This is a genomic window from Flavobacterium sp. W22_SRS_FP1 (assembly GCF_052113685.1).
Lineage (GTDB): Bacteria > Bacteroidota > Bacteroidia > Flavobacteriales > Flavobacteriaceae > Flavobacterium.
Window position 1 is genome coordinate 26,531 of the sequence record NZ_JBGQOE010000001.1, and the last position, 26,763, is coordinate 53,293.

The following is a 26,763-nucleotide window of genomic DNA, read 5'->3' on the forward strand; positions in this document are numbered from 1 at the left end:
TATTTAAATGAAAAAGTATATATTTTTTACAATAGTATTTATAGCAACAATCTCAACTTTAACTATTTCTTGTAGTGATGAGTTTGTAAACAGAGATGTTGCTTATTCAATCGATTCAGAAAATTATTTTAATTCTAAATCAGATTATGATATGGCACTTGTTGCAGCTTATGATTTGCTGCAATCGTCTTACGTAAACGTTTTATTAGGGGAAATAGCCTCAGATAACACCTTAGCGGGAGGAGAAAGTCAAACTGATGTCGTGGGATTTCAGCAGATTGATGATATGATTCATACTCCTGTGAACAGTAACTTGAGAGATATCTGGAACTGGATGTTTGCTGGAGTTAACAGAGCGAATTACATTTTAGAATTCAAAGACAAAACTGAATTTGAAGGAAAAAACCAAATTATAGCAGAAGCTCGTTTTCTAAGAGCCTATTATCATTTTGAATTGGTAAAGTGGTTTGGAGGAATTCCGTTAAAGGGCGATGTTCGTTTTAACGTTGGTGACGAAAAAACGATTGGGCGTTCTTCTGTGAATGAAGTTTATGCATCAATAGAATCAGATTTGATTTACGCTTCTGAAAATTTAGCAGCAATACCTTCTCAAAAAGGAAGAGCGACAAAAGGAGCTGCGTTAGCACTTTTAGGGAAAGCATATCTGTATGAAGAAAATTTCACAAAAGCAGCTACTACTTTTCAATCTTTAATTACTGCTAATAATTACTCACTTGTGAGCGATTATGACTCGATTTTTGAAGCAGACGGAGAGAACGGCACCGAATCTGTCTTTGAAGTGCAATATACTGATATTGAAGGCGCTGGTTTTGGTTGTTTACAATGTAGCGAAGGGAATGTAGCAGTTGGTTTTAGCGGACCTAGAAATTATACTGGGCCATTATTTACACCAGGATTTAGCTTTAATGTACCAACACAAAAGGTAGTTAGTGCTTTTGAGGCTGGGGACTCTAGAAAAGCAGTGGCAATTTTAGATATGAGTTCTTGGAGTGCAGAAACTGGAGCAACTTATGGACAAGGTTATGAAAATACGGGTTACTTCAATAGAAAATACATTCCAAGAAAGAGAAGCGCAATCGCTGCAGGAGATTTGAACTTGACTAATCCAAATAACTACAGAGCCATACGTTATGCTGATGTTTTGTTGATGGCAGCAGAAGCGTATAATAGAAGCGGACTAGATGATGTTAAAGCGAGATTATATCTGAATCAAGTAAGAAGACGTGCTTTTGGGGACCTGAATCACGACATTACTGCTTCTGGAGCGGCATTAACTGATTTTATTTTGGCAGAAAGAAGAGTAGAATTAGTCGGTGAAGGGCATCGTTTCTTTGATTTAGTAAGAACTAAAAAAGCAGTTCAAGAAATTACTGGATTTACAGCGGGTAAAAATGAATTATTTCCAATTCCAATAGAAGAAATTCAATTCGCAAACGGAAATTGGTCACAAAATCCTGGATATTAAAAAAAAACTATTATGAAAAACATAAAATTTATTATAGGTCTTTTCGTTTTGTCAATCTTTTCAGGTTGTTCTAGCGAGAATAGTCTTGTCGATCTAGATGCGATAAGTGCGCCAGAAAATATTACGGCATTAGCTACGATAACGCAAGATAACACAGGAAAAGTTACTTTCTTTCCTAATGGCGAGGGAGTGACGAGGTTTGAAATTAACTATGGTGACGGAATTGCAGAGTCAGGGTATGTTAATCCTGGAGAATCGGTATCTCACGTTTATAAAGAAGGTGTTTATGAAGTTAAAATAACTGGAGTCACATTGAATGGGAAAAAAACTGAAGCTACAAAAACAGTTACAGTTTCTTTTAGAGCACCGGAAGACTTAGTCGTTAACGTTCTTAAAGGGTCTAACCTTTCAGTAACTGTCTCAGCCGTGGCTACTTTTGAAACATACTTTCAAGTTTATTTTGGAGATGTAAACAATGAAGTCCCTACAGATTTTATGGAGGGAGACGTGATCAGTCATACTTATCCAACATCAGGATCGTATATTGTCAGAATAGTGGCTTTAAGTGGAGGAAAAGCTACTGCAGAAAAATCAGAAACGGTTCAAATAACGAATTTGACAGCTGCGCCAACTCCAACATTAGCTGCTTCTAACGTAATCTCTATGTTTAGTGATGCATATACAAATGTAACTGTTAATACATGGAGAACGGATTGGTCTAGCGCAACACTAACCGATGTGGATATTTCAGGTAATCTTACTAAAAAATACAGTGCTTTGAATTTTGTTGGCATCGAAGCAACTTCAAGTCCAATAAACGCCTCTGCTATGACTCATTTTCATACTGACATTTGGTCTTCAGATTTAACCCAGTTTAAAGTGAAATTAGTTGATTTTGGAGCAAATGGTATTTTTGGAGGTGGTGATGATGTAGAGCATGAAATTACAGTACCATCTCCGGCAAAAGAAGCTTGGGTAAGTATAGACATACCACTAAGTGATTTTGCAGGTTTAACTACTCGATCTCATATTGCGCAATTAATATTTGTAGGAGCTCCTTCAGGAGCAACGACAGTGTATGTTGATAATGTTTATTTCTATAAAAAAACGGCTAGTATTATTGCTTCGCCAACGCCGACTCAACCGTCATCTAAGGTTATCTCTATGTTTAGCGATACATATACAAATGTTGCCGTTGACACGTGGAGAACCTCTTGGTCAGCTGCTACACTTGAAGATCTAGCTATAAGTGGGAACGCAGTCAAAAAATATAGCGCTTTAAATTTTGTGGGAATTGAAACTATCAAGAACCCAATTAACGCTACAGGAATGACACATTTTCATACTGATGTCTGGTCTTCAGATTTTACTGAATTTAGAGTAAAACTTGTAGATCTTGGTGCTAATGGTGTATTTGGAGGTGGCGATGACGTAGAACACGAAGTAACGATTAAGTCACCAGCTATAAATACATGGGTTAGTTTAGATATTCCATTAACTGATTTTACTAATTTAGTAACACGCGGTCATATTGGGCAACTAATTTATGTTGGTGGACCATCGGGTAATAATACGGTCTATATCGATAATGTTTATTTCCATAATTAATAAAATATAACAAAGATGAAAAAGATAATTACAAACATACTGTCCCTATTTGTCCTTCTTTTGATGGTGAATTGCCAAGAGGATAGCTTTACTTTTGGATCAATAGACACACCTTCTAGTTTGGAAGTGAATTTCGAAATAGTTGGAAAAACAGATTTAGCCCCTAACGGCGATGGTTCAGGTAAAATAAAGTTTACTAGTAAAGCCAGCAACGCGATTTCATATAAATATGTTTTTTCAGATGGAACAACTGAAAATTCACCTAGCGGTTATTTCGAAAAACGATTTTCTAAACCAGGCTTAAATAGCTATAATGTTACTGTTTTAGCGACAGGAAAAGCGGGTGTAACAACAAATACTACTCTTGAAGTCACCGTTTTTAGTAGCTTTAAAGACGATGAAGCTGTTCAGCTTTTAACTGGAGGTACTTCAAAAAAATGGTACTGGGCGCAAGACGAACTCGCTCATCTAGGAGTGGGACAAAATAGTCCAGATCAAATTGACGTTAATGGTCATTTAAATTATTATCCAACATACTATGCAACACAAGCTAACGAAAAAGCGTCTACTTGTTTGTATAATAGTGTAATGACTTTTTCACTAAATAATGAAGAAGTAAAATTTAATTTAGATAATAAAGGTCAAACGTATTACAATGGAGCTATTAAAGGCGGAGATGATAATTGTTATGATTTGAATACGAGCGGTGATAAAGTGGTTACTTTGAGCCCATCTGAGTCTTTTGTCACCACTAACCCAGATAGTGCTACGCAAACCAGAGGTACGGTAATGAATTTTAGTGATGGCGGATTTATGGGGTATTTTTTCGGAGCAAATTCGTATGAAATTCTTTCGATAACCGAAAACCGTATGGTTGTTAGGGGGGTTATGCCAAGCAACCCAGCTTTAGCTTGGTATCATACTTTTACAACTACTCCGCCATCTCAAGCAGTACCAGTAGCTGATTATACCAAATTAGTTTTTTCTGATGAATTTAATACTGATGGTACTCCTGATCCTACAAAATGGGGTTATGATTTAGGTGCTGGGGGATGGGGTAACTCAGAAGAACAAACCTATACCAATAGTGTGAATAATGTTATAGTAGCGGGGGGTAATTTAAAAATTACTGCCAAAAAAGAAGGCGCTACTTATACGTCAGCAAGGTTAAAGTCAGAAAATAAGTTTGAGTTTACTTATGGAAAAGTTGAAGTAAAAGCTAAATTAACCACTGGTGCAGGGACATGGCCTGCGATCTGGATGTTGGGCCAGGATTATGCAACAAACACATGGCCTGCTTGTGGAGAAATTGACATTATGGAATTTAAAGGAAGTGAACCTAATAAGATCCACGGAACACTTCATTATCCAGCTGTTTCGCCAGGAGCTGGCAATACTAATTCTACAACAATTGCCAATGCTTCTTCTGAATTCCATATCTATAAAACTATATGGAGCCCTACTTCAGTTCAGATTTTTGTTGATGACAAATTATATCATTCCGTAGCAAATGATAGTTCTTTACCATTTAATAAAGACTTCTTTTTGATTTTAAATGTTGCTATGGGAGGAACTTTTGGCGGTGCAATTGATCCTGCTTTTACTCAGTCTTCTATGGAGATTGATTATGTAAAGGTTTATCAATAAAAGAATGTGAAATTTAATGAGTAATAAGAGGCCTGTTTTTGACCGGCCTTTTAATTTGGTAATAAAGAAAACAAATGAAAATTTTATTTATACTTACTTCTGTGGTCCTAGCAGTATTCGCTATGGCGGCCTGTAGTAGAAAAATGATTAATACACCTGTACAGCATTCTGAGTCTGCTAGATTGGAAGCAAAAGTTGATTCTGTATTAAAACGGATGACATTAGAAGAAAAAGTAGGACAGCTTAATCAATACAGTGGATTTTGGGACATAACTGGGCCAACACCAAAAGAAGGTCAAGCAGCTAAAAAATATGCGGACCTTAAAAAAGGTTTAGTAGGGTCGATGTTGAATGTAAAAGGAGTTAAGGATATTAAAGCATTACAAAAAATTGCCGTTGAACAAACGCGATTAGGTATTCCTCTTATTTTTGGCTTTGATGTTATTCATGGCTATAAAACGATCAGTCCTATTCCATTAGCTGAATCAGCAAGTTGGGATATGGAAGCAATAAAGAAATCATCAGCAATGGCAGCCGAAGAAGCTGCAGCTGTGGGAATTAATTGGACTTTTGCACCAATGGTTGATGTTGGAAGAGACGCACGATGGGGAAGAGTGATGGAAGGAGCTGGTGAAGATGCATTTTTAGGAAGTAAAATTGCAACAGCGCGTGTCCAAGGGTTTCAAGGTGTTGATTTGGCAGCTACAAACACCATTCTTGCTTGCGCTAAACATTTTGCTGGTTATGCCTTTGCAGAAGCAGGTAAAGAATACAATACAGTTGATGTAAGTGAAACTGTTTTGCAAAACATTATTTTCCCACCATTTAAAGCTGCAGTTGATGCTGGCGTTAGCACCTTTATGAATTCTTTCAGTCAGTTGAATGGAATTCCAGCAACAGGTAATAATTATTTACAAAGACAGATATTAAAAGGAGACTGGAAATTTAATGGTTTTGTTGTTTCTGACTGGGGTTCAATTAAAGAACTAGTAAATCATGGATTCGCTAAAGATAGTAAGCAGGCTGCAGAAATAGCTATTAATGCAGGTTCAGATATGGACATGGAATCCAGTGCTTATGTAAATCACTTGGTTTCATTAGTTCAGGAAGGCAAAGTGAAAGAAAGCGTCGTAGATGATGCTGTCAAGAGAATTTTAAAGTTGAAATTTGAATTAGGTTTATTTAAGGATCCATATAAGTATTGCGATGAAAATCGTGAAAAAGAAACAGTTGGAAAGCCTGAATTTCATGCAGAGGTATTAGATATGGCAAAAAAGTCAATTGTCCTTCTGAAGAACGAAAAAGAATTGTTACCGCTCAAAAAAACCGCTCAAAAAATAGCTATTATTGGGGCATTGGCAAATGATAAAACAAGTCCATTAGGGAATTGGAGAATTGCTGCTGATGAAAACACTGCAGTTTCTGTTCTTGAAGGCATGCAAAACTATAAAGGAAATCAGATCACCTATGCAAAAGGAGCTGATGTTATTATTGGGACGACAGCATTTGTGTTAGAAACCAAAATTAATATGACTGACAAAAGCGGATTTGCAGAGGCAATTGCTGTTGCAAAACAAGCAGATGTTGTGGTTATGGTTTTAGGAGAGCATGGTTTGCAATCTGGGGAGGGTAGGAGTAGAGCCGATATTGGTTTGCCTGGAGTGCAACAAGAATTATTAGAAGAGATATTTAAAGTCAATCCTAATGTAGTTTTAGTTTTAAATAATGGCCGTCCATTAGCAATACCTTGGGCTGCAGAAAACATCCCAGCAATTGTTGAGGCTTGGCAATTGGGAACGCAAAGCGGAAATGCTATTGCACAAGTGCTATATGGGGATTATAATCCAAGTGGTAAATTACCAATGACATTTCCTAGAAGTGTAGGACAATTGCCATTGTATTATAACTACACAAGTACGGGTAGACCCGTAATGGATGAACCTGATAGTGTATTCTGGTCTCATTATATTGATGAAAAAAATACTCCTTTGTATCCCTTTGGTCATGGATTGAGCTATTCTAAATTTGAGTATTCTAATTTGGTATTGTCGACTCCTTCATTTGCCCCTGGAGGAAGATTATTGGCATCCGTGACAGTAAAGAACGTTGGAAAAGTGTCGGGTAAGGAAGTGGTTCAAATGTATATTAGGGATTTAGTAGGAAGTACAGCTAGACCTGTAAAAGAGCTCAAGGGATTTGAATTAATAGAATTGGAACCAAATGAATCTAAAAAAGTTGATTTTATAATTGATCAGAATACAATTCAATTCTTCACCGCTAATTCGAAATGGGAAGCTGAAGAAGGCGATTTTAATATTTTTGTTGGGGGGAGTTCCTTTACAACCTTAGAAACTAGTTTTCAATATGTTAATTGATTATCAACAAGCTAAGTTTTAAATTCACTAGGTGAATCAATATTCTGCGGATACGGGTCAAGAAAGTTAGATTAGGACGGGGGTTTTAGTAATTCAGGCTAATGTAAACTTTGTGGGGGTTTGTACTAAGAAACTATTAACTAATCTATGGTTAGTTAATAGTTTTGAAGGAAACAAGCAAGTATAGCGCAGTCAGTTTGAGTTCGTCTTTTGTTTTTTGGAGGCGTAACATTAATGAATTAGAATGGTCATACTCAATAATTAAAATAACTTTTTGTTTCTAAAAATTGATATAGTAGTCTTGTATACTTACAATGAGTATTTATATAAATACTTTTAAGACAGAGAATGTTGAAGACACAGACCAAGAGTGCCTCTTAAACGATATGGATTAGGAAACTATTATTAGCTTGTTTTAATAATGAGTCAATCTAATCCTGATGGATGATTTAACAGAGTTGCTGTTAATGATCCGCATCAAAAATAAAGTTGTCATATATTAATTGATTAGTGTGGAGTGTTTAAAGCGCTGTTTAGTTTTCAAAGAAAAAAATTGTTGTTAAAACAGTAATTTATTGCCTCTATTATTGTGATCCAAGGCCATTTTTAATATAGAACTATACAACACCTCAACATTGTTGTCGCTTTTTTTTATTGGTGTATTATTGATAGTTCAGTTTAGCTGACAATTTGGTAGGTTTCGGTTATTTTTTTGTGGTATTATAAAATATTTTGTGTTTTTTATGCAGTGTATGTTTTTTGTATAGTTCTTTTTTAATCAGTCAATAAGATTCCTTTTATATTAGTGATTTAAGAAAAAGCGTTGTTTAATAACTAAAATTTTAGAAAAGAATAAATTAGTAAATTACCTTTTTGATCCTGATTAGGAGTGTTTTTAGTTTTCTTATTTGAGCAGAGCTTGCCCGGAAGCAGCGAATTACAAATAATTGGAAAGGGTAAATTAATATTTTTTGAAACTATAAATAAAAACAAGTTCAAATTTGAACTTATACTTGGTAAAGAAGAAATAAAATAATAGATATTGGTATGAAGATAGTAGAATTAGAAGGTGAAAAATATTATAAAATAGAGAATCACGACACAATGCGCCCTTTTTTTATGAGCATAGTGAGTGATTCCGATCATTGGTTATTTATATCAAGTAACGGAGGTCTCACAGCAGGAAGAAAAAATGCTGATTTTGCTATTTTTCCATATTACACTGATGATAAAATTACAGAGTTTGCAGACGTAACTGGAAGTAAGTCCATTTTCCAAATTAGATTTGATGAGCAGGTAATTCTATGGGAGCCCTATTCAGAGCGCTTTAATGAAAATTATAATCTTACCAGAAACTTATATAAGAACTTTTATGGTAATAAAGTTATTTTTGAAGAAATAAATAATGATTTGCAGTTGACTTTTAGGTACCAATGGAGCTCAAGTAATCTTTTTGGGTTTATTAAAAAATCTGAAATCATAAATAGCTCAAGCATAGATTATAATGTTACTGTATTAGATGGTATTCAAAATATTATTCCACATGGTGTAAGTAGCGATTTGCAGATGAGTACAAGTAATCTTGTCGACGCTTACAAAAGAAGTGAATTACATTTTGAAAGTGGTTTAGGTATCTATGCGCTCAGTGCAATTATAGTTGATAAAGCAGAACCTAGTGAAGCACTTAAAGCTAATGTTGTATGGTCAATAGGTATGGATAACCCAACGCATTTACTGTCGTCAAAACAACTTCCTGCCTTTAGAAAGCTACAAACGATAACAGCTGAAACAGATGTAAAAGCTGAAAAAGGAGCTTATTTTATCTCAGATCATTTGTTTTTGCCTCAAAAATCCTCAAAAGATTGGAAAATAATAGCCAATGTTAATCAAAATCAATCGCAAGTTATACAACTTTGTGAGTCTATAACTCGTGATAGAACTCTTGAAAAACGAGTTTTTGATGATGTTGAATTAGGGCAGCAAAACCTTATCGCTCTGGTGGCATCTGCCGATGGGTTGCAATTTACCGCAGATAAATTAATAGATACGCGACATTTTTCTAATGTTCTTTTTAATATTATGCGTGGAGGGATTTTTGACGAGCACTACAAAATAGAAAAAAATGATTTTACTTCATATTTAAAGAAGGCAAATATTGAGGTTTTTGAAAATAATAATCTGTTCGTTAAAAATCTAAATGATACGTTTTCATATATTGAATTACTTGATTTGATAGATAGTGAGAATGACGAAGACTTAGTTAGGTTGTGTACAGAATATCTACCTTTAAAGTTTAGTCGTAGACATGGTGACCCTAGTCGACCTTGGAATAAATTTTCTATTAATACACGAAGTGAAATTGATGATTCAAAAATTTTGGATTACGAAGGTAATTGGCGTGATATTTTTCAAAACTGGGAAGCATTGGCTTATTCTTATCCGAACTTTATTGAAGGAATGATTCATAAATTCTTAAATGCATCTACTTTTGACGGTTATAATCCATACAGAGTAACTAAAGATGGTTTTGATTGGGAGGCTATTGAACAAGATAATCCTTGGTCATATATAGGATATTGGGGTGATCATCAAATTGTATATTTATTAAAATTTTTAGAGTTTATAGAAAAGTATTACCCAGGAAAATTAAACTCTTATTTTGATAAAGAATGTTTCGTATATGCAGCTGTTCCCTATACCATAAAATCGTATCAGGATATCTTAAAAAACCCAAAAGATACTATAGAATACAACTACGTTTGGGAAGAAAAAATTAATAAACAGCGTTCGAAAATTGGAGTTGACGGTGCTTTGATATGCAATAGTAGCAATGAGATTTATCATGTAAATTTTATTGAAAAGATATTGGCAACTGTTCTGGCAAAGATGTCAAACTTTATTCCTGAAGGAGGAATCTGGATGAATACACAAAGACCAGAATGGAATGACGCTAATAATGCACTAGTTGGAAATGGTGTCTCTTTAGTTACCCTATGTTATTTACGTAGATTCTTAAAATCTTTTCAGCAAATCATAGAAAGGTCCACATTAGAGAACATAAAAATTTCTAGTGAAATGGTGGGCTTTTATCATGCCGTTAGGGAGTGCCTGTTAGCGAATCAAGGCTTGCTTTCTGATAAAATAAATGATCAAGAACGAAAGAAAATATTAGATCAATTAGGGGAAGCGGCATCAGAATATAGATTACATGTCTATAAAAGTGGATTTTGGGGTCAGAAAAGAACGGTGTCTTTGCATGGCTTAAAGCAATTTACTGCAATTAGTATAGCTTTTATAGATCATTCAATTCAAGCGAATCAAAGAGCAGATAAATTGTATCAGTCCTATAATTTAATGTCTATCGAAAGTGATAAAGTTATTGTCTCAAATCTAAGCGAAATGCTGGAGGGTCAGGTAGCTGTTTTAAGTTCAGGATGTTTAAATGCAAAAGCATCATTAGAAATTATTGACGCTTTAAGAAGCAGTGCTTTGTATCGCCCTGACCAAAACAGCTACATCTTGTATCCGAATAAGGAACTACCCAAGTTTTTAGAAAAAAACAATATACCTGAGGCTAGAGTAGAAAAATCAAATTTATTGATAAAGTTACTAGCTAATAGTAACAACTCGCTGATAAGTAAAGATGTTAAAGGGGGCTACCATTTCAATGGTAATTTTCATAATGCTAATGACTTAAAGTCAGCCTTAGCAGAGCTCAGTAAAAATGAAGAATACTATACTTTAGTTGAAAAGGAATCAGATCAAATTCTGCAAATCTTTGAAGATATTTTCAATCATAAGGCGTTTACTGGCAGATCAGGGACTTTCTATGGGTATGAAGGTTTAGGTTCAATCTATTGGCATATGGTATCTAAACTTCATTTAGCGGTACAAGAGGTTGTTGAAAAAGCGTATCTAGATAAAGAAGATATTAGTGTTATAAATGCCTTGTCAAAGCATTATGATGAAATAGGTGATGGTATTGGCGTTCATAAAACTCCCGAAGTCTATGGTGCGTTTCCTACGGATCCTTACTCACACACTCCTTTACACAAGGGCGCTCAACAACCTGGAATGACTGGGCAAGTAAAAGAAGATATTCTCACAAGAAAAGGAGAATTAGGAATAAGAGTTAAAGACGGGAAACTTTCGTTTAACCCGACTCTACTGCATAAAGATCAGTTTTTAAATAAAGATCAAATAGTAAGTTTTGTAGATTTTGAGGATACCCCGTATTCCGTAACATTAGAGAAAGAAAGTTTGGCCTTTACGGTTTGTCAAGTGCCAGTTATTTATAAATTGGGGGGTAAAAATCAAATAGAGGTAGAATACAAAAATAGCAAGGTTGAGACTTTTTCAAGTTTGACATTAAATGATGATGTGAGTCAAAGTATCTTTAAAAGAACTGGAGAAATTAGTCAAGTAATAGTAAAACTTTCATTTAAATAAATGTATAAGAAAGCAATCTTATTTTTCTTAGTAGTAGTAACGACGACATTGTTTTCGTGTAGCCAAAAATTTATGAATTCTAAAAAAACAGTTGAAAAAACAGCTAAACAAATATTAGGGAATTCAAATTATCAAGCTATCTGCTATGGTGGATATAGATTTAAAACAAGGGATGTTCAACCGACTGTTGCACAAATCACCGATGATTTGAGAATATTATCGGCGATAGACATAAAAATTCTCAGAACTTACAATGTACATTATGGTGAAGTCTCGAATTTATTAAAAGCCATAAGAGTTTTAAAGAAAGAAGATCCAAATTTCGAAATGTATGTGATGCTGGGTGCATGGATAGATTGTAAAAACGCTTGGACAGAACTCGCTCCTATTCATAACGAAGAAAGTGAAAGAAATGCTATTGAAATAGATGAAGCAGTAAGATTAGCAAACCAATACCCAGACATTATAAAGGTTATTGCTGTAGGTAATGAGGCTATGGTAAAATGGGCTGCGAGTTATTATGTGCAACCACGTACAATTTTAAAATGGGTAAATCATTTGCAAAATCTAAAAAAGCAGGGCAAACTACCTGAAAATTTATGGATAACGAGTTCCGATAACTTTGCCTCTTGGGGAGGAGGAAGTGATGAGTATCATGTAGAAGATTTAAATCAACTGATCAAGGCAGTAGATTATATTTCTTTGCACAGCTATCCGATGCATGACACGCATTACAATCCAGAATTTTGGGGTGTTATGGAGAGTGAAAAACATTTGTCGGAACGAGAAAAAATTGATGCTGCCATGGCTCGAGCGAGAGACTATGCTATCGGGCAATACAAAAGTGTTGCAAATTACATGAAGTCATTGGGCATAGAAAAGCCTATCCACATAGGGGAAACGGGCTGGGCAACTGTTTCGAATGAAATGTATGGCAATTCAGGTTCAAAGGCGACTGATGAGTACAAGTCAGCTCAATATTATAAACTCATGAGAGAATGGACAAATAAGAATGGGATATCTCTTTTTTACTTTGAAGCTTTTGATGAGCAATGGAAAGATAATGCAAACCCATTGGGCTCTGAAAATCATTTTGGATTAATCAATTTACAAGCTCAAGCTAAGTTTAGTCTCTGGGATATGGTTGATCAACATGTTTTTAAAGGTTTATCCCGCGATGGAAAACCCATAACAAAAACATATAACGGGAGTGAAGAAAGTTTATGGCTGGATGTAGAAGTCCCTACATTATTGATTAATAAATAATTTGGATGAAAAAATTTAATATTTTAATACTAATATTTATTTTGTCATTCCTGTTGCAAAGTTGCAGTGTCAAAAAAGAGCTGGAAGTTGACGTTTATGAAACTTCAGCCGAAGGCAATTTATTGAAAAAAACAGAAAGCTTTTCAGTAAAGGAAAGTTCAATTATAATTACGTTAAATGCTGCCCAAAAATTTCAAACCATAACTGGATTTGGTGGTGCTTTTACCGAATCATCAGCAAATTTACTTTATAACTTGAGTCTATCAAATCGTAAAAAGATATTAGATGCTTATTTTAGTGAAGAGGGAGCAAATTATTCATTGACCAGAACACATATTAATTCTTGTGACTTTTCGTTGAAGCAGTATGCTTACGCAATGGTCGATGGTGATAAAAATTTAGAGCACTTTTCCATATTAGAAGATAAAAAAAACAATCTTATTCCGATGATACTGGAGGCTAAGTCTATTTCTAAAGATGGTTTCAATATCATAGCATCTCCCTGGACTGCGCCGCCATGGATGAAAGATAATAAAAAATGGGTTGGAGGGAAATTATTAGCTGAGTATAATGATACATGGGCGTTATATTTTTCAAAATATATTGATGCTTATAAAGAGGAAGGAATTGATATTTGGGGACTTACGGTGGAGAATGAACCACTTGGGAATGGCAATAATTGGGAAAGCATGCTTTTTTCGCCTAAAGAAATGACCAGTTTTGTTCAAAATCATCTTGGACCAAAATTAGAAGCGGATGGAAAAGGGGATATTAAAATATTAGGTTACGATCAAAATAGAGCAGATTTAAAGGATTGGGTTGACGAAATGTACAAAGATAAAGAAGCGTCAAAGTACTTTTCTGGAACAGCAGTTCATTGGTACGAAAGTACGTATGAAATTTTTGCCGAAGAGTTGCAGTACGCCCACGATAAAGCACCAAATAAACATTTAATTCAGACCGAAGCTTGTGTAGATTCTGAAATTCCACATTGGAAGGACGATGCTTGGTATTGGAGTAAAGAAGCCACGGACTGGGGTTGGGATTGGGCTAGCGAAAAAGACAAGTATTTACATCCAAAATATGCTCCAGTTAATCGTTATGCTTCAGATATCATAGGATGTTTGAACAATTGGGTAGACGGTTGGATAGATTGGAATATGGTTTTAGATAAACAAGGTGGGCCTAATTGGTTTAAAAATTGGTGTATAGCTCCAATCATTGTAGATGTAGAAAAAGATGAAGTCTATTTTACTCCCTTGTATTATACTATCGCACATTTCAGCAAATTTATGCGACCTGGTGCTGTAAAAATAGGATGCGAAATCAACAATAAAGACCTCTTGGCAACTGCGGTTAAAAACCCCGATGGGACAATAGCTTTGGCCATTTTTAATCCTACGGAAATAAAACAAGCAATAGAAATAAATAATCACAATAAAATAAAATATATTTCCATCAATGCAAAAGCTTTGCAAACTGTGGTAATTAAACCTTGATAATTAATTGTATAACCTAAACCGTTTTAACTATGTCAAATAATACTTCAAACCCAAAAGGAATGGTTCCTATGGGGCAAAAAATAGCCTTTGGATTAGGGATGTTAGCTAACCAAATGTTTCCCGCAGCCTTAGGTATTTTTATGGTCGTATTGGTTCAAAACTTAGGTTTCCCTGCGTGGATGTGGGGTATTTTGTTTTTTTTGCCCAGAGTATTTGATGCTTTCTCGGATCCAATTATGGGTTTTATTTCAGACAACACCCGATCTGTTTGGGGAAGACGAAGGCATTATGTTTTTATCGGAGCTCTGATTATGGGGATATCCTTCATTATAATGTGGCAATTGTATGCAGTAAATGGAGTTAATTATAATTTTGTATACTTCCTTCTTTGGTCTTTTGTGTTTTATTTAGGATTGACCATTTTTAGTGTCCCTTATGTGGCTATGGGATATGAAATGAGTGATGATTTTCATGAAAGAACCAGTATAATGGCTATTGCACAATGGATTGGGCAATGGGCATGGGTAATTGCACCCTGGTTTTGGGTTATTATGTATGATCCCGATTGGTTCCCAGATGGAGCTATAGCAACAAGAACTTTGGCTGTATGGGTAGGTATTCCATGTATGATCTTGGCGATGATTCCTGCTATATTTATTAAAAGTAAGTCAACAAAAAATGAAGAAAGTTTCGATCCATTAACTTTAAAAAATATAGGAAGCAGTTTCAATAAAATTATTGGTGGTTTCAAAGAAGCCTACTATTATGAGCCATTTAGAAAGCTTTGTATTGCTACTTTTTTTGTTTTTAATGCCTTTAATACCATTGCTGCTTTTTCATTTTTTATTGTGGTTTATTATTTATTCAATGGAGATCAAGGTGCTGCAGGAATTTGGCCTACACTTTTTGGCAGCGTAGGAGCATTGGCAACTACTTTTGTAGTAATTCCTATTGTCGCTAAGATGTCTAAAATAATGGGTAAAAAAGATGCTTTTTTAGTATCTCAAGGAATATCGATTCTCGGGTATATTTTGCTATGGTTTCTCTTTATTCCAGGGAAGCCCTATATGTTTTTATTTGCTTTACCTTTCTTCGCCTTCGGTATCGGAAGCTTATTTACGTTAATGATGTCCATGACTGCTGATATTTGCGATTTGGATGAGTTGACCTCCGGTAAGCGAAGAGAAGGAATTTTTGGAGCTATTTACTGGTGGATGGTAAAGTTTGGTTTTGCAATTGCGGGTTTATTAAGTGGTGCCATTATGGAACTAGTTGACTTTGTTCCCGGTGCAGCTACAAATTCTGATAGCGCAATTACTGGGATGAGACTTTTCTACTCAGGAGTGCCAATTTTTGGGACATTGATAGCTATGTGGGTTATGAGGAACTATAATTTGACGGAAGAAAAAGCTAGAGAAATTACAGAAGAGTTGGACACGAGAAAGAGAGACTTAAGAAAGCAATCTTCTTACTATCTTACTGGGAAATTACTTTCTTTAGAGAAAAACGAAAGTTCCATACGTAAGATAAGCGGTCCAGATTTAAGTTCAAAAAGTGAAAGCGAAATTAGGATACAGTTTTCAGAGATTTTGAATAATGGTATACACGGTTTATGTTTTAGTCCTTATGTAGAAGGACAGAAAGCGGGTGATATTTTAACTGAAAATCAAATTCGCAGGAGATTAGATATTATTATACCGCACGCAAAATGGATTAGATCCTTCTCTTGTACAGAAGGAAATGAATTGATACCTGAAATCGCTCGCCAAAAAGGATTGAAAACTATAGTCGGAGCATGGATAAGTGATGATAAGGAAAGGAATGAGAAAGAAATTGAGTCACTTATCACTATGGCTAATGCTGGGTTGGCAGACATTGCTGCAGTAGGAAATGAAGTGTTGCATCGTGAAGAAATTTCGGAGCAAGAACTACTGCAATATATTAAGAGGGTGAGAGAAGCTTTGCCCGAAACAATTCCTGTAGGGTATGTAGATGCCTATTATCAGTTTCTTGATAGACCTGCTTTGATAGATTCCTGCGATGTGATTTTAGCAAATTGTTATCCTTTCTGGGAGGGAGCAGATAGTCCTTATGCGTTATCCTGTATCGATAAGATGGTTGAATTGACGCAAAAAGTTGCCAAAGGGAAAAAAGTAATTGTTACTGAAACTGGTTGGCCAAGTGCAGGGGAAAATGTGGAAGCATCTGAGCCATCCAGCTCAAACGCTATGAAATACTTTATTTCTGTACAGGAATGGGCTAAAAGAAAGAATATTGAAGTATTTTATTTTTCATCATTTGATGAATCCTGGAAAGTAAAACAAGAAGGTCAAGTGGGAGCTGCCTGGGGTGTTTGGGATACGAATGAAAAATTAAAATATAATGAACAGCTTTAAAGAATTAGATCTATCACCTGGAAGAGCTTTATGCTATTCTAGTTTTCGTGAAGGTAAACAACCGGGTGGTATAAACCCAACTTATGAAGAAGTAAAAGAAGATTTACTGATCTTGAAGGAGCACTGGAAGTATTTGCGACTTTATGATTGTGACGAACACTCCGAGACAGTTTTAAAAGTAATACAACAAGAAAAATTGCCGTATAAAATCATGCTCTGTGCCTATATTATGGCTGAAATGAACAATTTGGGATGTCCTTGGGGTGGTGCTTCATATACAGAAGAGCAATTAGTTGAAAACAAATTTAAAAATCTCCATCAAATACAAAAACTTATTGATCTAGGGAATCAATACCCTGATATTATTTGTAATTTATCCGCCGGCAACGAGGCTTGTGTAGATTGGACTGATCATTATGTGTCTGTTTCCAGCGTCATGGCATATGTAATGCTTATTAAAAAGAACGCTAAACAGTCCGTTACTTTTTGTGAGAACTATCTTCCTTGGCTTGATAAGCTAAAACCTGTGGCTGAAGTTGTAGATTTTATATCGATTCATACTTATCCTGTGTGGGAATATAAAAACATACACGAAGCCTTAGATTATACAAAAGAAAATTATTTGGCGGTAGCTAATATGTATCCAGATATACCGGTTGTAATAACAGAGGCTGGTTGGGCGACCAATTCAAACGGAAAAGGTATTGACGCACATAATGTAAGTGAAGAAAATCAAGAAATTTACTATAAAAATTTGGTTAATTGGACTGATAATGATGCAATTCTTTGTGTCGTATTCGAAGCTTTTGATGAATCTTGGAAAGGTTCTAATGAACCTTTGGAGCCAGAAAAACATTAGGGACTTTTTAAGGTCGATAGAACACCAAAATTAGTAATGGAAGGTAAAACTAATTCAATTACGTTAATGTAGCACCAAGTTGCTAGCTTAAAATTATTCTCAAACACAAAACAAAGTCATGAAATTTAAAATGTTTATAATGCAAAAAAATACGCTGTTAAAAATTCTATTCTCTTTTTTATTTTTTAGTCAAATGGGTTATTCGCAAGTCGATGTTGTTTATAATGATTTGGTCTGGTCTGATGAGTTTGGCACTGATGGAGCTGTTAATCCTAACAATTGGTTTCATCAAACGCAAATACCAGAAGGAGGTAGCTGGTATAACAATGAGATACAACATTACACTAACTTGTTGACTAATTCTTTTGTGGATGCAGGTTCATTAAACATAGTTGCAAAGAAAGAAAGTTTTACTGATCAAGGTGTAACTAAACAGTATACTTCTGCAAGGCTAAACTCAAAATTTGCCTTTAAATACGGACGCGTAGATATTAGAGCTAAAGCACCAAATGGTTCAGGAACTTGGCCAGCGTTATGGTTGTTAGGTAAAAACATAAATGAAGATGGAGGCTATTTTGACGCAACTTATGGAAATAAAAACTGGCCTGCTTGTGGTGAACTTGATATTATGGAGCACGGAATTTTTACAGATAAGCCGAAAAATTATATTGGGTCCGCTATACATACCACTTCTTCTAGCGGAAACACTGTAAACAAAGGGGGAATTCAAGCTTCCGACATAGAACAGAATTATCATGTTTATTCTATGAATTGGTCGCCAAACCAAATTTCATTTCTTCTAGATGACGTCCTTTATTATACCTATAATCCATCCGTAAAAAATGCAAGTACATGGCCTTTCGATCAAGAACAGTACCTTTTATTGAATATTGCCATGGGAGGTTTCGCAGGTACAATACCTTCAAATTTTACTGAAACTTCGATGGTGATTGATTATGTAAGGGTGTATCAAAATACCACTGTAGATACTGAGGCACCTACTAGCTTCACAGCTACTGTTGGCAAAGTTTCTGGATCTGCTGTCGAATTATTATTGAATGCTCTAGATAATTCAGGGAATATTACCTACACTGCTACTTATGGATCTGGAACGAGTGTTACCTTTAGTCCTTCAGGGGCTTCAAAATCATTCCTAATTTCTGGACTGTCTCCAAATACTAACTATACTTTTTCCGTTTCGGCAACTGATGCAACAGGAAATTCGGCTGTCAATAATCCAATTGTTCTCAACGCCAAAACAACGGAAATTTTCGAATGTTCTGGTACTGATTCGGAGGCTTCAGAGGGTTTGTTTTCTCAGGGTTATAAATACGCTTTCGAAACCATAGGAACCGATGTTAAAATTACTTTCGAACTGTTAGATACTGATAAAATTGGCGTAGTGGCTTATTTGCGGAAACAAACCCCTTTTTCTGAAACGCAAATGACGAATGTTTCAGGGAAAATTTTTACTCAAACTATTACTGGCCAAACTACAGGTTCAACTATTAATTATGCTGTTAAATTTGCTTTTGAGGGTGGGTTGTCGGTTACTAAATACTTTTCTTATTTGGTGGGAAATAGTTGTTCATTAGGTGTGGAAACTTCATCTGAATTGAAGCAATTTTACTTTCCTAATCCAGTAGAGGACAAATTGTATTTGGAGCTGTTAGACGAAGAAAACCATATCGTTTTGACGGATATATTGGGTCAAAAATTATTTGAAGATGAAGTGAAGTCTTTCCATACGATAGATATGAGTGCTTTTAAAACTGGTCTTTATTTTTTAAGAGTGAAGAACTCTCTTGGAACTCAAAATTTTAAGATTTCAAAGAAATAATAGCTAATTTAAAGTGAGAGTTTCTTGAGATAAAAACGCGAAAATTGATTGGAGTGTAAATGTTAAAAGCAAAAGTGTTATAAAGGGAAAAGAACTATTGCAACTGTAGATGAAAGATTTTTTAGCTATTACAACAAGACCAGTTAAGCAAAGAATTTCATCTAATCGAAATACAAGCTAATGAGACAAAAAGAGTAAAATTTATTGTCGATCAAAAAACAATAGGATTTTTTACTACTAATTTAAAATGGCAGCTGAACTAGGAGATTTTAACGTTTTTTCAGGTGGAAGCTTTGCTGTAACACTAGAAAGTAATTCTCATATACTAATTAATTTTATCTCTGGTAAAAAAATAATTAATTCATAATGAATCGTTTTAAATCAATATTCTTTTTATTACTATTAGTACACTTTGTCAATTATGCGCAATTGGGTTTCTGTTCCGGAAGTAAGGGGATTCCGGTTTTTGTAGAGAATTTTGGAACAGGAACTAATTATGGCCCTCAATTACCTTCAGGTGTGACCAATTATAACTATATCGCAGGTAGTCCTAACGATGGTTTTTATACATTGTTTAACAGAACAAATCTCTATAGTACCTGGCACAATTCTTTAGATCACACTCCAAATGACACCGACGGAAAAGCACTACTTGTTAATGGAAATGCACTGACAACTGGAGAGTTTTACAAAAGGAAAGTTATAGGCTTGTGTATTAATACAACTTTCGTTTTTTCGTCTTGGCTTTTAAATGTTTATAATCCTAATTCCAATTTTTGTGGTGCCAATGAAATTCCTATTAATGTTCGATTTGAAATTTGGGATGAAGCAGAATCTACACTTTTAGGATTTGGAGATACTGGCAGTATTATTGGGACTTCAAGTCCTAATTGGCAACAATTTAGTTTGATATTCACTACTGGGAATCAGACATCGGTAGTGTTAAAAATGAAAAACAACAGTACTGGAGGATGTGGAAATGACTTAGCACTTGATGATATTGAATTTAGTTCTTGCGGGGATTTTACAGAAATTACAAGTCCGTCTGTTACAGGAAATGTATATAAAACTTGTGCGAATCAACTGCCTGTCTCACTCAATCTTGAGGCTAAAACTCTTGGTTCTGCATCTTATTTTTTTCAGTGGCAATCAAGTAATGATGGTATGATCTGGACTGATATAATAGGAGCAAATACGGCCAATTACACAGCATCTAATGTTTCTTCGTCTACTTATTATAGAACAAAAGTGGCTCAAGATATTGCTAATTTAAGTAATGATTTTTGTTCAGCTGTTTCGGATATTTTTACAATATCATTTTCAATTGTAACACCTAATGCTGTCAATAATGGAGATAAGACCATTTGTAGTAACACAGTAATACCTCCTTTAACGGTATCGGTAAATACTACCTCTTCTGTCAATTGGTATGATTCACTCACAGGTGGTAATTTAATAGTAGCAAATAATGTGTCGTACACACCCACTAGCGCCGGGACCTATTACGCGGAGGCTTATGATTTAAATACGACTTGCCCAAGTAATTCTAGAACACCAGTAAATCTAACCGTTTTATCGACACCATCTGTTTCAATTTCTAGTGTCAATACGGTTTACTGTGGGGATGCAGCAACAATTAACTTTGATGGTACACCCAACGCCATTGTGCAATACAAAGCAGATGGAGGACCAAGTCAAACGATCAATTTGGATGCTAGTGGAGTTGCAACGGTAACCACTGCGCCACTGAAAAAGACTATTGTTTATCAACTTGTAAGTGTTTCTTTAGCAGGTTCAGTAAGCTGTATTCAGTTTGTTTCAGATTTAGTTTCAATAGGTGTCACTCGAATTCCAGTGGCAAGTCATACAGGTAGTGTAGCTTATTGTTCAAACGAACAAAGCGCTATTAATTTAACTTCAGATATCGTAGGAACCACTTTTTATTGGACAGTAAGTTCAAATGGAATAGCAGGAGTTTCGGCAGGAAGTGGAAATTTAATAAGTCAGACAGCTATTTCAAATAGTGATTCGGATACGGTAATCACTTATTTTGTAACGCCAGTCTATAATAGCTGTGAGGGAGAAACGATTAAAATACAAGTTACGATTTATGGTTTGCCTATTCCTAAAATTACTGATGGCACAATCTGTCTTAATTCGTCAATGCCTTCTTCTCAGTTTTTTACTTTGGATACGCAATTGAATCCTACTAATTTCAGCTTTTCTTGGTATTATGAAGGTACACTGATACCCAATGCGATTAATAGTACTTATAATGCAGATAAAATTGGTATTTACGGAGTAGAAGCAACCAACACTACAACAGCATGTACTTCTTTACGTGTAAATGCTGTCATCAATGAATTTCTTCAAGGTCAAAGTTTAGTTATTGAACAAGAAGCTGCTTTCAATGAAAATCAAATAGTAACAGTAACTGTAGTGGGTGGAAATGGTCCTTTTTACTATAAACTGGATTCGTTTGATTTCCAGGATTCAAATGTTTTCAATTATGTATCATCTGGGACGCATCTGATAAAGGTTATCGATGATGGGCTGTGTACTAATTTGGAAATAGATGTTACCGTAATTAATTATCCTAAATATTTCACTCCAAATAATGATGGTTTTAATGATACTTGGAATATTAAAGACCTAGATTTAAATACTACTATTTGGATTTTTGACCGCTATGGAAAGTTACTAAAGCAACTAAATTCTTCAGGATCGGGTTGGGATGGAACGAGCAACGGAAAACAATTAGTAACGGATGATTATTGGTTTGTGACTAATTATGTTGAAAAAGGAATTGCCAAAACATTTAGGTCTCATTTTACATTGAAGCGATAAGATTTGAATAACAAATAGATATGTCTAAAATAATTTGTATCAGTCAGGGTTGTTGGTTAAATTTAATTATTAAAGCTTGATTGTATCTACTGAACTAAAATTAATTAAAAATGAATAAATATTTTATCATTATCCTTATAACAAGTCTCTCTTTCGCACAAACCAAAAGAAAGCTGGTTTGGGAAGAAAACTTTTCAGGTGAATCATTAAATAAAAAAGTCTGGAATATCGAGTTAGGAGATGGTTGTCCTAATTGCGGTTGGGGTAATAATGAAAGACAATTATACACAACTGTGAATCATGAAGTAGCTGCAGGAAATCTTGTAATTACTGCAAAAAAAGAAGGTGATAAATATACTTCTACCAGAATAACAACAAAGGATAAACAGGAGTTTAAGTATGGTTATTTTGTTGCCAGAGCTAAATTACCTGTTGGGCAAGGAATATGGCCAGCTTTTTGGATGCTAGGATCAAGTATTAGTGAGGTGGGATGGCCAAAATCAGGGGAAATAGATATTTTAGAATATGTTGGTAAAGAGCCCCAGATGGTATTTACCTCATTGCATACCCAAGATAGTCATGGCAACACCATAAATACCAAGAAAACCAAAATTGAAGGAATAGAAGATGGCTTTCATCTTTACGCTATAGATTGGACAAAGGATAAAATTGATTTCTTTGTTGATGATGCATTGCTTTATAGCTTTCAACCCGCTATTAAAAACGAAAATACATGGCCATTTAGCCAGCCATTTTATTTCATAGTAAATATGGCTATTGGCGGTAATTTTGGCGGGCCCGCAGTTGATGATGCTATTCTGCCTCAGAAATTTGTCCTTGATTATATCAGGGTATTTCAGTAGAAATTAATTCGTAGTTTAATTTTTAAAAGAGAGAAACTGTTGTTTAAACAATAGCTTCTCTTTCTTTTTTTGACTCATTAAGCAATAGTGCTATAGATTAATTTTCAAGCTAGATAGCGGCTTATGTAAATTTCAATTTTTTATATGAAATCTATTTTGATTCGATATAAAATGGTTTTTTTAAGTTCTATTTAAATATCCAAATCTAGTTTTAGCAAAGTGTAGCCAGTGGCTTTTGAATAAAAGAAATATAGGGTATGATTTTCTGTTGTTAGCTGAATTAATTATTAATCATTTGTTTATTAATGAATTGCGTGAAATTATGAGCTTAAGTTGTATTTTAAAACCAGAGAAATTTAATATCTTCATTTATCAAATAAAATTTGTAATAGACAAGCGGATGACTTCAAAAAACAAGTAAACAGCTAAATTCGCAAACGTTTTTTTGTTTCAAAAAGAAATTAGAAATTAAAATTAATATAACACAATTCAGCTCAAATCTATAAACGGAGAAGTCATAAAGAACATTGTTACATTAATACGAACTGTGATCTCTTGTAAATACACTTTTTATAGGAATTAAAATCCATGTCGGGATTCATCAAGTGAATGTAAGACCATAAGGTTACGTAAATTGCTTTTTTACTTTTTAAAATGTAAATGCCTTTTTTATTTAAAGTATAAAATTAAAAAATGAATTTATGAAAATACCTCAAACGCCATATAATGAAGTAGGCAGAATTAAAGCTCTAGAAGAGTATAATATACTTGATACTATGGAAGAAAAGGACTATGATTATATTACAAAATTAGCCTCTCAAATCCTAAATACTCCTATTTCTTTAATTAGTTTGATTTTTGAAGACAGACAATGGTTTAAATCGCACCATGGTTTGAATGTGAATGAAACGCCGAGGGGATTAGCTTTTTGTGCGCATGCGATAAATTATCCAAATGAGGTTTTTGTAGTAAATGATGCTCGAACTGATCCCCATTTTAGCGATAATCCATTGGTAGTAGATAAGCCAAATGTTATTTTTTATGCTGGAGTCTCATTAGTAAATAATGGAGGATTTGCGTTGGGTACTTTATGCGCCATAGATAATAAACCTAGAGAGTTAGATAGTAAGCAAATTGAAGCACTAAAAATTCTTGGTAAGCAAGTAATGAATTTACTGGAATTAAGGAAAACGTCAAAGGACGTTAATTCTTTAGTTAATGAATTAGAAAAATACACTTACTTATTTAACCAAAGTCAAAAGCTAACTAAATTTGGTGCCTGGGAACTGGATATCTCTGCAGATAAAGCCATATGGACCGATGCGGTTTACGCTATTTATGAAGTAGACAAATCCTTTGAAATCAATAGTGAAAAAATAATTTCCTTTTACCATCCGGCTGACCGGCCCATAATAGAAAAAGCATTAAATAATGCCGCACAAAATGGAGTTTCGTTTGATGTTGTTTGTCGCTTTATTTCTGCAAATAAAAATTTAAAATGGGTACGAGTAACTGCTGAAAAAGTTAATTATCAATTAGTTAGATCTATACAAGATGTCACTTCACAAAAATTTAAGGAAATTTAGTTATCGTACAAAGAAAATTTACTGGATACTCTCATTAAATTCTCACCAATAGGAATTACGCTAGCCGATTTTGAAACAGGAAAATTCATCAATGTAAATAGAAACTTGTTAGAAATAACTTCTTATTCAAAGGAAGAGTTTTTAAAGCTCACTTACTGGGGTATTACTGCTCAAAAAGATTATGAAAAAGAAATAAAAGCAAAAGAAGAATTAGCAAAATATGGAGTGAACAATTCATTTGAATAGGATATTTTAAGAAAAGACGGCAGTAGTTTTCCCGCAGTAGTAAGGGTATTTACCGTTAAGGATCTAGATGGAAGTAAGAAGATTTGGTCTTATATTGAAGATGTAACTCTTAAAAAGGAAGCGGAGCATGAAAAAGCACATTCTGCTAAAATTAAAACATTGTTAGAATATACGGAGGAGGGAAACGCACGACTTAGAAACTTCGCATATATAGTTTCTCATAATTTGCGTTCTCATTCAGGAAGTATTTCTTCGTTAATTACATTGCTAGAAGAAGAAAACAAAGAGTTGTCTCATAATGAATTATTTCAATACCTAGATAAAGCAGCAGAAAATTTAGCAGAAACGATTCTGCACCTTAACGAAGTAGTCGAAATTTCGTTGTCAAGAACTCAAAAATGGGAAAGAATAAATTTAAAAAGATGTATTAGTAAAACAGTTGAAAGTATTGCTATTTTATCTAAAAAAGCTACTGTTACTATCCTTAACGAAGTAAAAGAAAATTTTAATTTCAAGACAATACCCGCATATCTACAAAGTATTATTTTGAATTTCTTGACAAATGGGATTAAATATAAATCAGAAAATAGAACTAGCTTTATAAAAGTATCGTCGTATTCTAGCGGTAAATACATTGTGCTTCAATTTCAGGATAATGGATTTGGAATCGATCTAGAGAAATATAGAAAAGATTTGTTTGGGATGTATAAGACATTTCATAATAACCCAGAATCTAAGGGAAGTGGACTATTTATTGCTAAAAACCAGATTGACGTTTTAGGAGGAAAAATTGAAGTCGAAAGTGAAGTCGATGTAGGGACAACTTTTAAAATTTATTTGCCAAATGAAAAAAAATAAGATTGCTTTTATAATAGATGATGATCCTATCCATGTTTTCTTAACAAAACGATATATGGAAAAAACAAGTGAGCTTGGCTCTATTATGGTTTTTAAAAATGGAAAAGAAGCTTACGATTATTTACATGCTATCAGCAGTGATGAGGATAAAGTACCTGAAATAATACTTCTAGATATCAACATGCCCATTTGGGACGGCTGGCATTTTTTAGATGAATTTAAGAAGTTAAAATTTAAACAAAAAATAAAAGTTTATTTATTGACTAGTTCTATTTCTAAGGAAGATTATAAAAAAGCGGCACAATATGGCTTAGATGATAAATACATCCTGAAGCCACTTACCTCAGATAAAGTGAAAGAAATAATGAATGTAATTCATTAGTAGGGCATAGAAATAGAACACGGAAGTGTTTAGCTTAAAATCATTTGTTAATAATACAAGATCGTGTAACAAAATCGATTTAATAAACGGGCATATATTTTTTACAGATAAACTAGGAATACCCATTTTGAAAGTGTCATTACATGAAAATCCATGTCGTTTTTTTTTAGTAATTTTTTATTTTGGCATAACCGCATTATAGAGCATAATAAAACTGCTTATCAATGTTTTGTGATCGGTAGCCAAAGAGGGACTTCATAATTAAAGTGCGTAGGATAAATAATTAAAATAGTGTTTTCGCGATTTTAGTCAATAGTTAAAAAAATAGGGGTTGGAAACAGCTGTTTCTCTGATATCTAATCCTAATTAATTACTATGTTTTGTTGTTTTAGTAGACTTTTAGATTAATCAATTACTAAATTTAGACCTTGATTTTAACATATGTGATCTGTGTATCTTATTTTTTTTTGGTTTTATTTGTGATTTGAAGTAAATAATTATTAAATTTGAGAATTAAATTAACCCAAAACTATAATTAGCCTATAACATAAAA

The 26,763-nt window shown here is 34.2% G+C and carries 16 protein-coding genes; all 16 read left to right on the plus strand.

All coding sequences use genetic code 11. The features are described from left to right. The first annotated feature begins 7 nt into the window (after positions 1-7). The 16 genes from ACEN2H_RS00080 to ACEN2H_RS00155 all read left to right on the plus strand — a co-directional run bounded on the left by ACEN2H_RS00080 (position 8) and on the right by ACEN2H_RS00155 (position 26,210). Complete coding sequence (locus ACEN2H_RS00080; protein WP_441729431.1) at positions 8-1,486, plus strand: RagB/SusD family nutrient uptake outer membrane protein; 1,479 nt, start codon at positions 8-10, stop codon at positions 1,484-1,486. Positions 1,487-1,498: 12 nt separating this feature from the next. Continuing rightward, positions 1,499-3,094: a hypothetical protein gene (locus tag ACEN2H_RS00085; protein WP_441729432.1), complete on the plus strand. Its 1,596-nt coding sequence runs from the start codon at positions 1,499-1,501 to the stop codon at positions 3,092-3,094. Between the two features lie 15 nt (positions 3,095-3,109). Then, positions 3,110-4,741, plus strand: a complete 1,632-nt coding sequence (locus ACEN2H_RS00090; protein WP_441729433.1) for a family 16 glycosylhydrolase — start codon at positions 3,110-3,112, stop codon at positions 4,739-4,741. 143 nt (positions 4,742-4,884) lie between these two features. Beyond that, entirely contained in the window at positions 4,885-7,116 is a 2,232-nt protein-coding gene (gene bglX, locus ACEN2H_RS00095) for a beta-glucosidase BglX (RefSeq protein ID WP_441729675.1), read from the plus strand. Between the two features lie 1,047 nt (positions 7,117-8,163). Then, positions 8,164-11,565, plus strand: a complete 3,402-nt coding sequence (locus ACEN2H_RS00100) for a hypothetical protein (RefSeq protein ID WP_441729434.1) — start codon at positions 8,164-8,166, stop codon at positions 11,563-11,565. A gap of 72 nt (positions 11,566-11,637) precedes the next feature. Beyond that, positions 11,638-12,831 carry a glycosyl hydrolase family 17 protein gene (locus tag ACEN2H_RS00105; RefSeq protein ID WP_441729435.1) on the plus strand — a complete coding sequence of 398 codons (1,194 nt, stop codon included), beginning with the start codon at positions 11,638-11,640 and terminating at the stop codon, positions 12,829-12,831. Between the two features lie 5 nt (positions 12,832-12,836). Continuing rightward, the gene (locus tag ACEN2H_RS00110) at positions 12,837-14,330 is read left to right on the plus strand and encodes a glycoside hydrolase family 30 protein (protein ID WP_441729436.1); all 1,494 of its coding nucleotides are present in this window, start codon (positions 12,837-12,839) and stop codon (positions 14,328-14,330) included. A 32-nt stretch (positions 14,331-14,362) separates the two neighbouring features. After that, positions 14,363-16,729, plus strand: coding sequence for an MFS transporter (locus ACEN2H_RS00115; protein ID WP_441729437.1), 2,367 nt, complete (start codon positions 14,363-14,365; stop codon positions 16,727-16,729). Next, positions 16,716-17,588, plus strand: coding sequence for a hypothetical protein (locus tag ACEN2H_RS00120; RefSeq protein ID WP_441729438.1), 873 nt, complete (start codon positions 16,716-16,718; stop codon positions 17,586-17,588). The genes ACEN2H_RS00115 and ACEN2H_RS00120 overlap by 14 nt, the downstream gene beginning before the upstream one ends. Positions 17,589-17,727: 139 nt before the next feature. After that, on the plus strand, positions 17,728-19,428 hold the full coding sequence (locus ACEN2H_RS00125) for a family 16 glycosylhydrolase (RefSeq protein ID WP_441729439.1): 1,701 nt from the start codon (positions 17,728-17,730) through the stop codon (positions 19,426-19,428). A gap of 366 nt (positions 19,429-19,794) precedes the next feature. Continuing rightward, complete coding sequence (locus ACEN2H_RS00130; protein WP_441729440.1) at positions 19,795-22,275, plus strand: T9SS type B sorting domain-containing protein; 2,481 nt, start codon at positions 19,795-19,797, stop codon at positions 22,273-22,275. A gap of 110 nt (positions 22,276-22,385) precedes the next feature. Beyond that, on the plus strand, positions 22,386-23,138 hold the full coding sequence (locus tag ACEN2H_RS00135; RefSeq protein ID WP_441729441.1) for a glycoside hydrolase family 16 protein: 753 nt from the start codon (positions 22,386-22,388) through the stop codon (positions 23,136-23,138). A 701-nt stretch (positions 23,139-23,839) separates the two neighbouring features. Further along, positions 23,840-24,724, plus strand: coding sequence for a GAF domain-containing protein (locus ACEN2H_RS00140; RefSeq protein ID WP_441729442.1), 885 nt, complete (start codon positions 23,840-23,842; stop codon positions 24,722-24,724). A 21-nt stretch (positions 24,725-24,745) separates the two neighbouring features. Beyond that, positions 24,746-24,970, plus strand: a complete 225-nt coding sequence (locus ACEN2H_RS00145) for a hypothetical protein (RefSeq protein ID WP_441729676.1) — start codon at positions 24,746-24,748, stop codon at positions 24,968-24,970. A 159-nt stretch (positions 24,971-25,129) separates the two neighbouring features. Next, complete coding sequence (locus tag ACEN2H_RS00150) at positions 25,130-25,828, plus strand: sensor histidine kinase (RefSeq protein ID WP_441729443.1); 699 nt, start codon at positions 25,130-25,132, stop codon at positions 25,826-25,828. Further along, on the plus strand, positions 25,815-26,210 hold the full coding sequence (locus tag ACEN2H_RS00155) for a response regulator (RefSeq protein ID WP_441729444.1): 396 nt from the start codon (positions 25,815-25,817) through the stop codon (positions 26,208-26,210). Before ACEN2H_RS00150 ends, ACEN2H_RS00155 begins: the two co-directional genes overlap by 14 nt. Positions 26,211-26,763: the final 553 nt, after the last annotated feature.

Coding starts and splice junctions, on each gene's coding strand:
- ACEN2H_RS00155 (WP_441729444.1), top strand. CDS start 25,815: ATGAAAAAAAATAAGATTGCTTTTATAATAGATGATGATCCTATCCAT.
- ACEN2H_RS00105 (WP_441729435.1), top strand. CDS start 11,638: ATGAATTCTAAAAAAACAGTTGAAAAAACAGCTAAACAAATATTAGGG.
- ACEN2H_RS00140 (WP_441729442.1), top strand. CDS start 23,840: ATGAAAATACCTCAAACGCCATATAATGAAGTAGGCAGAATTAAAGCT.
- bglX (WP_441729675.1), top strand. CDS start 4,885: ATGATTAATACACCTGTACAGCATTCTGAGTCTGCTAGATTGGAAGCA.
- ACEN2H_RS00115 (WP_441729437.1), top strand. CDS start 14,363: ATGTCAAATAATACTTCAAACCCAAAAGGAATGGTTCCTATGGGGCAA.
- ACEN2H_RS00135 (WP_441729441.1), top strand. CDS start 22,386: ATGAATAAATATTTTATCATTATCCTTATAACAAGTCTCTCTTTCGCA.
- ACEN2H_RS00120 (WP_441729438.1), top strand. CDS start 16,716: ATGAACAGCTTTAAAGAATTAGATCTATCACCTGGAAGAGCTTTATGC.
- ACEN2H_RS00125 (WP_441729439.1), top strand. CDS start 17,728: ATGCAAAAAAATACGCTGTTAAAAATTCTATTCTCTTTTTTATTTTTT.
- ACEN2H_RS00090 (WP_441729433.1), top strand. CDS start 3,110: ATGAAAAAGATAATTACAAACATACTGTCCCTATTTGTCCTTCTTTTG.
- ACEN2H_RS00080 (WP_441729431.1), top strand. CDS start 8: ATGAAAAAGTATATATTTTTTACAATAGTATTTATAGCAACAATCTCA.
- ACEN2H_RS00085 (WP_441729432.1), top strand. CDS start 1,499: ATGAAAAACATAAAATTTATTATAGGTCTTTTCGTTTTGTCAATCTTT.
- ACEN2H_RS00110 (WP_441729436.1), top strand. CDS start 12,837: ATGAAAAAATTTAATATTTTAATACTAATATTTATTTTGTCATTCCTG.
- ACEN2H_RS00130 (WP_441729440.1), top strand. CDS start 19,795: ATGAATCGTTTTAAATCAATATTCTTTTTATTACTATTAGTACACTTT.
- ACEN2H_RS00100 (WP_441729434.1), top strand. CDS start 8,164: ATGAAGATAGTAGAATTAGAAGGTGAAAAATATTATAAAATAGAGAAT.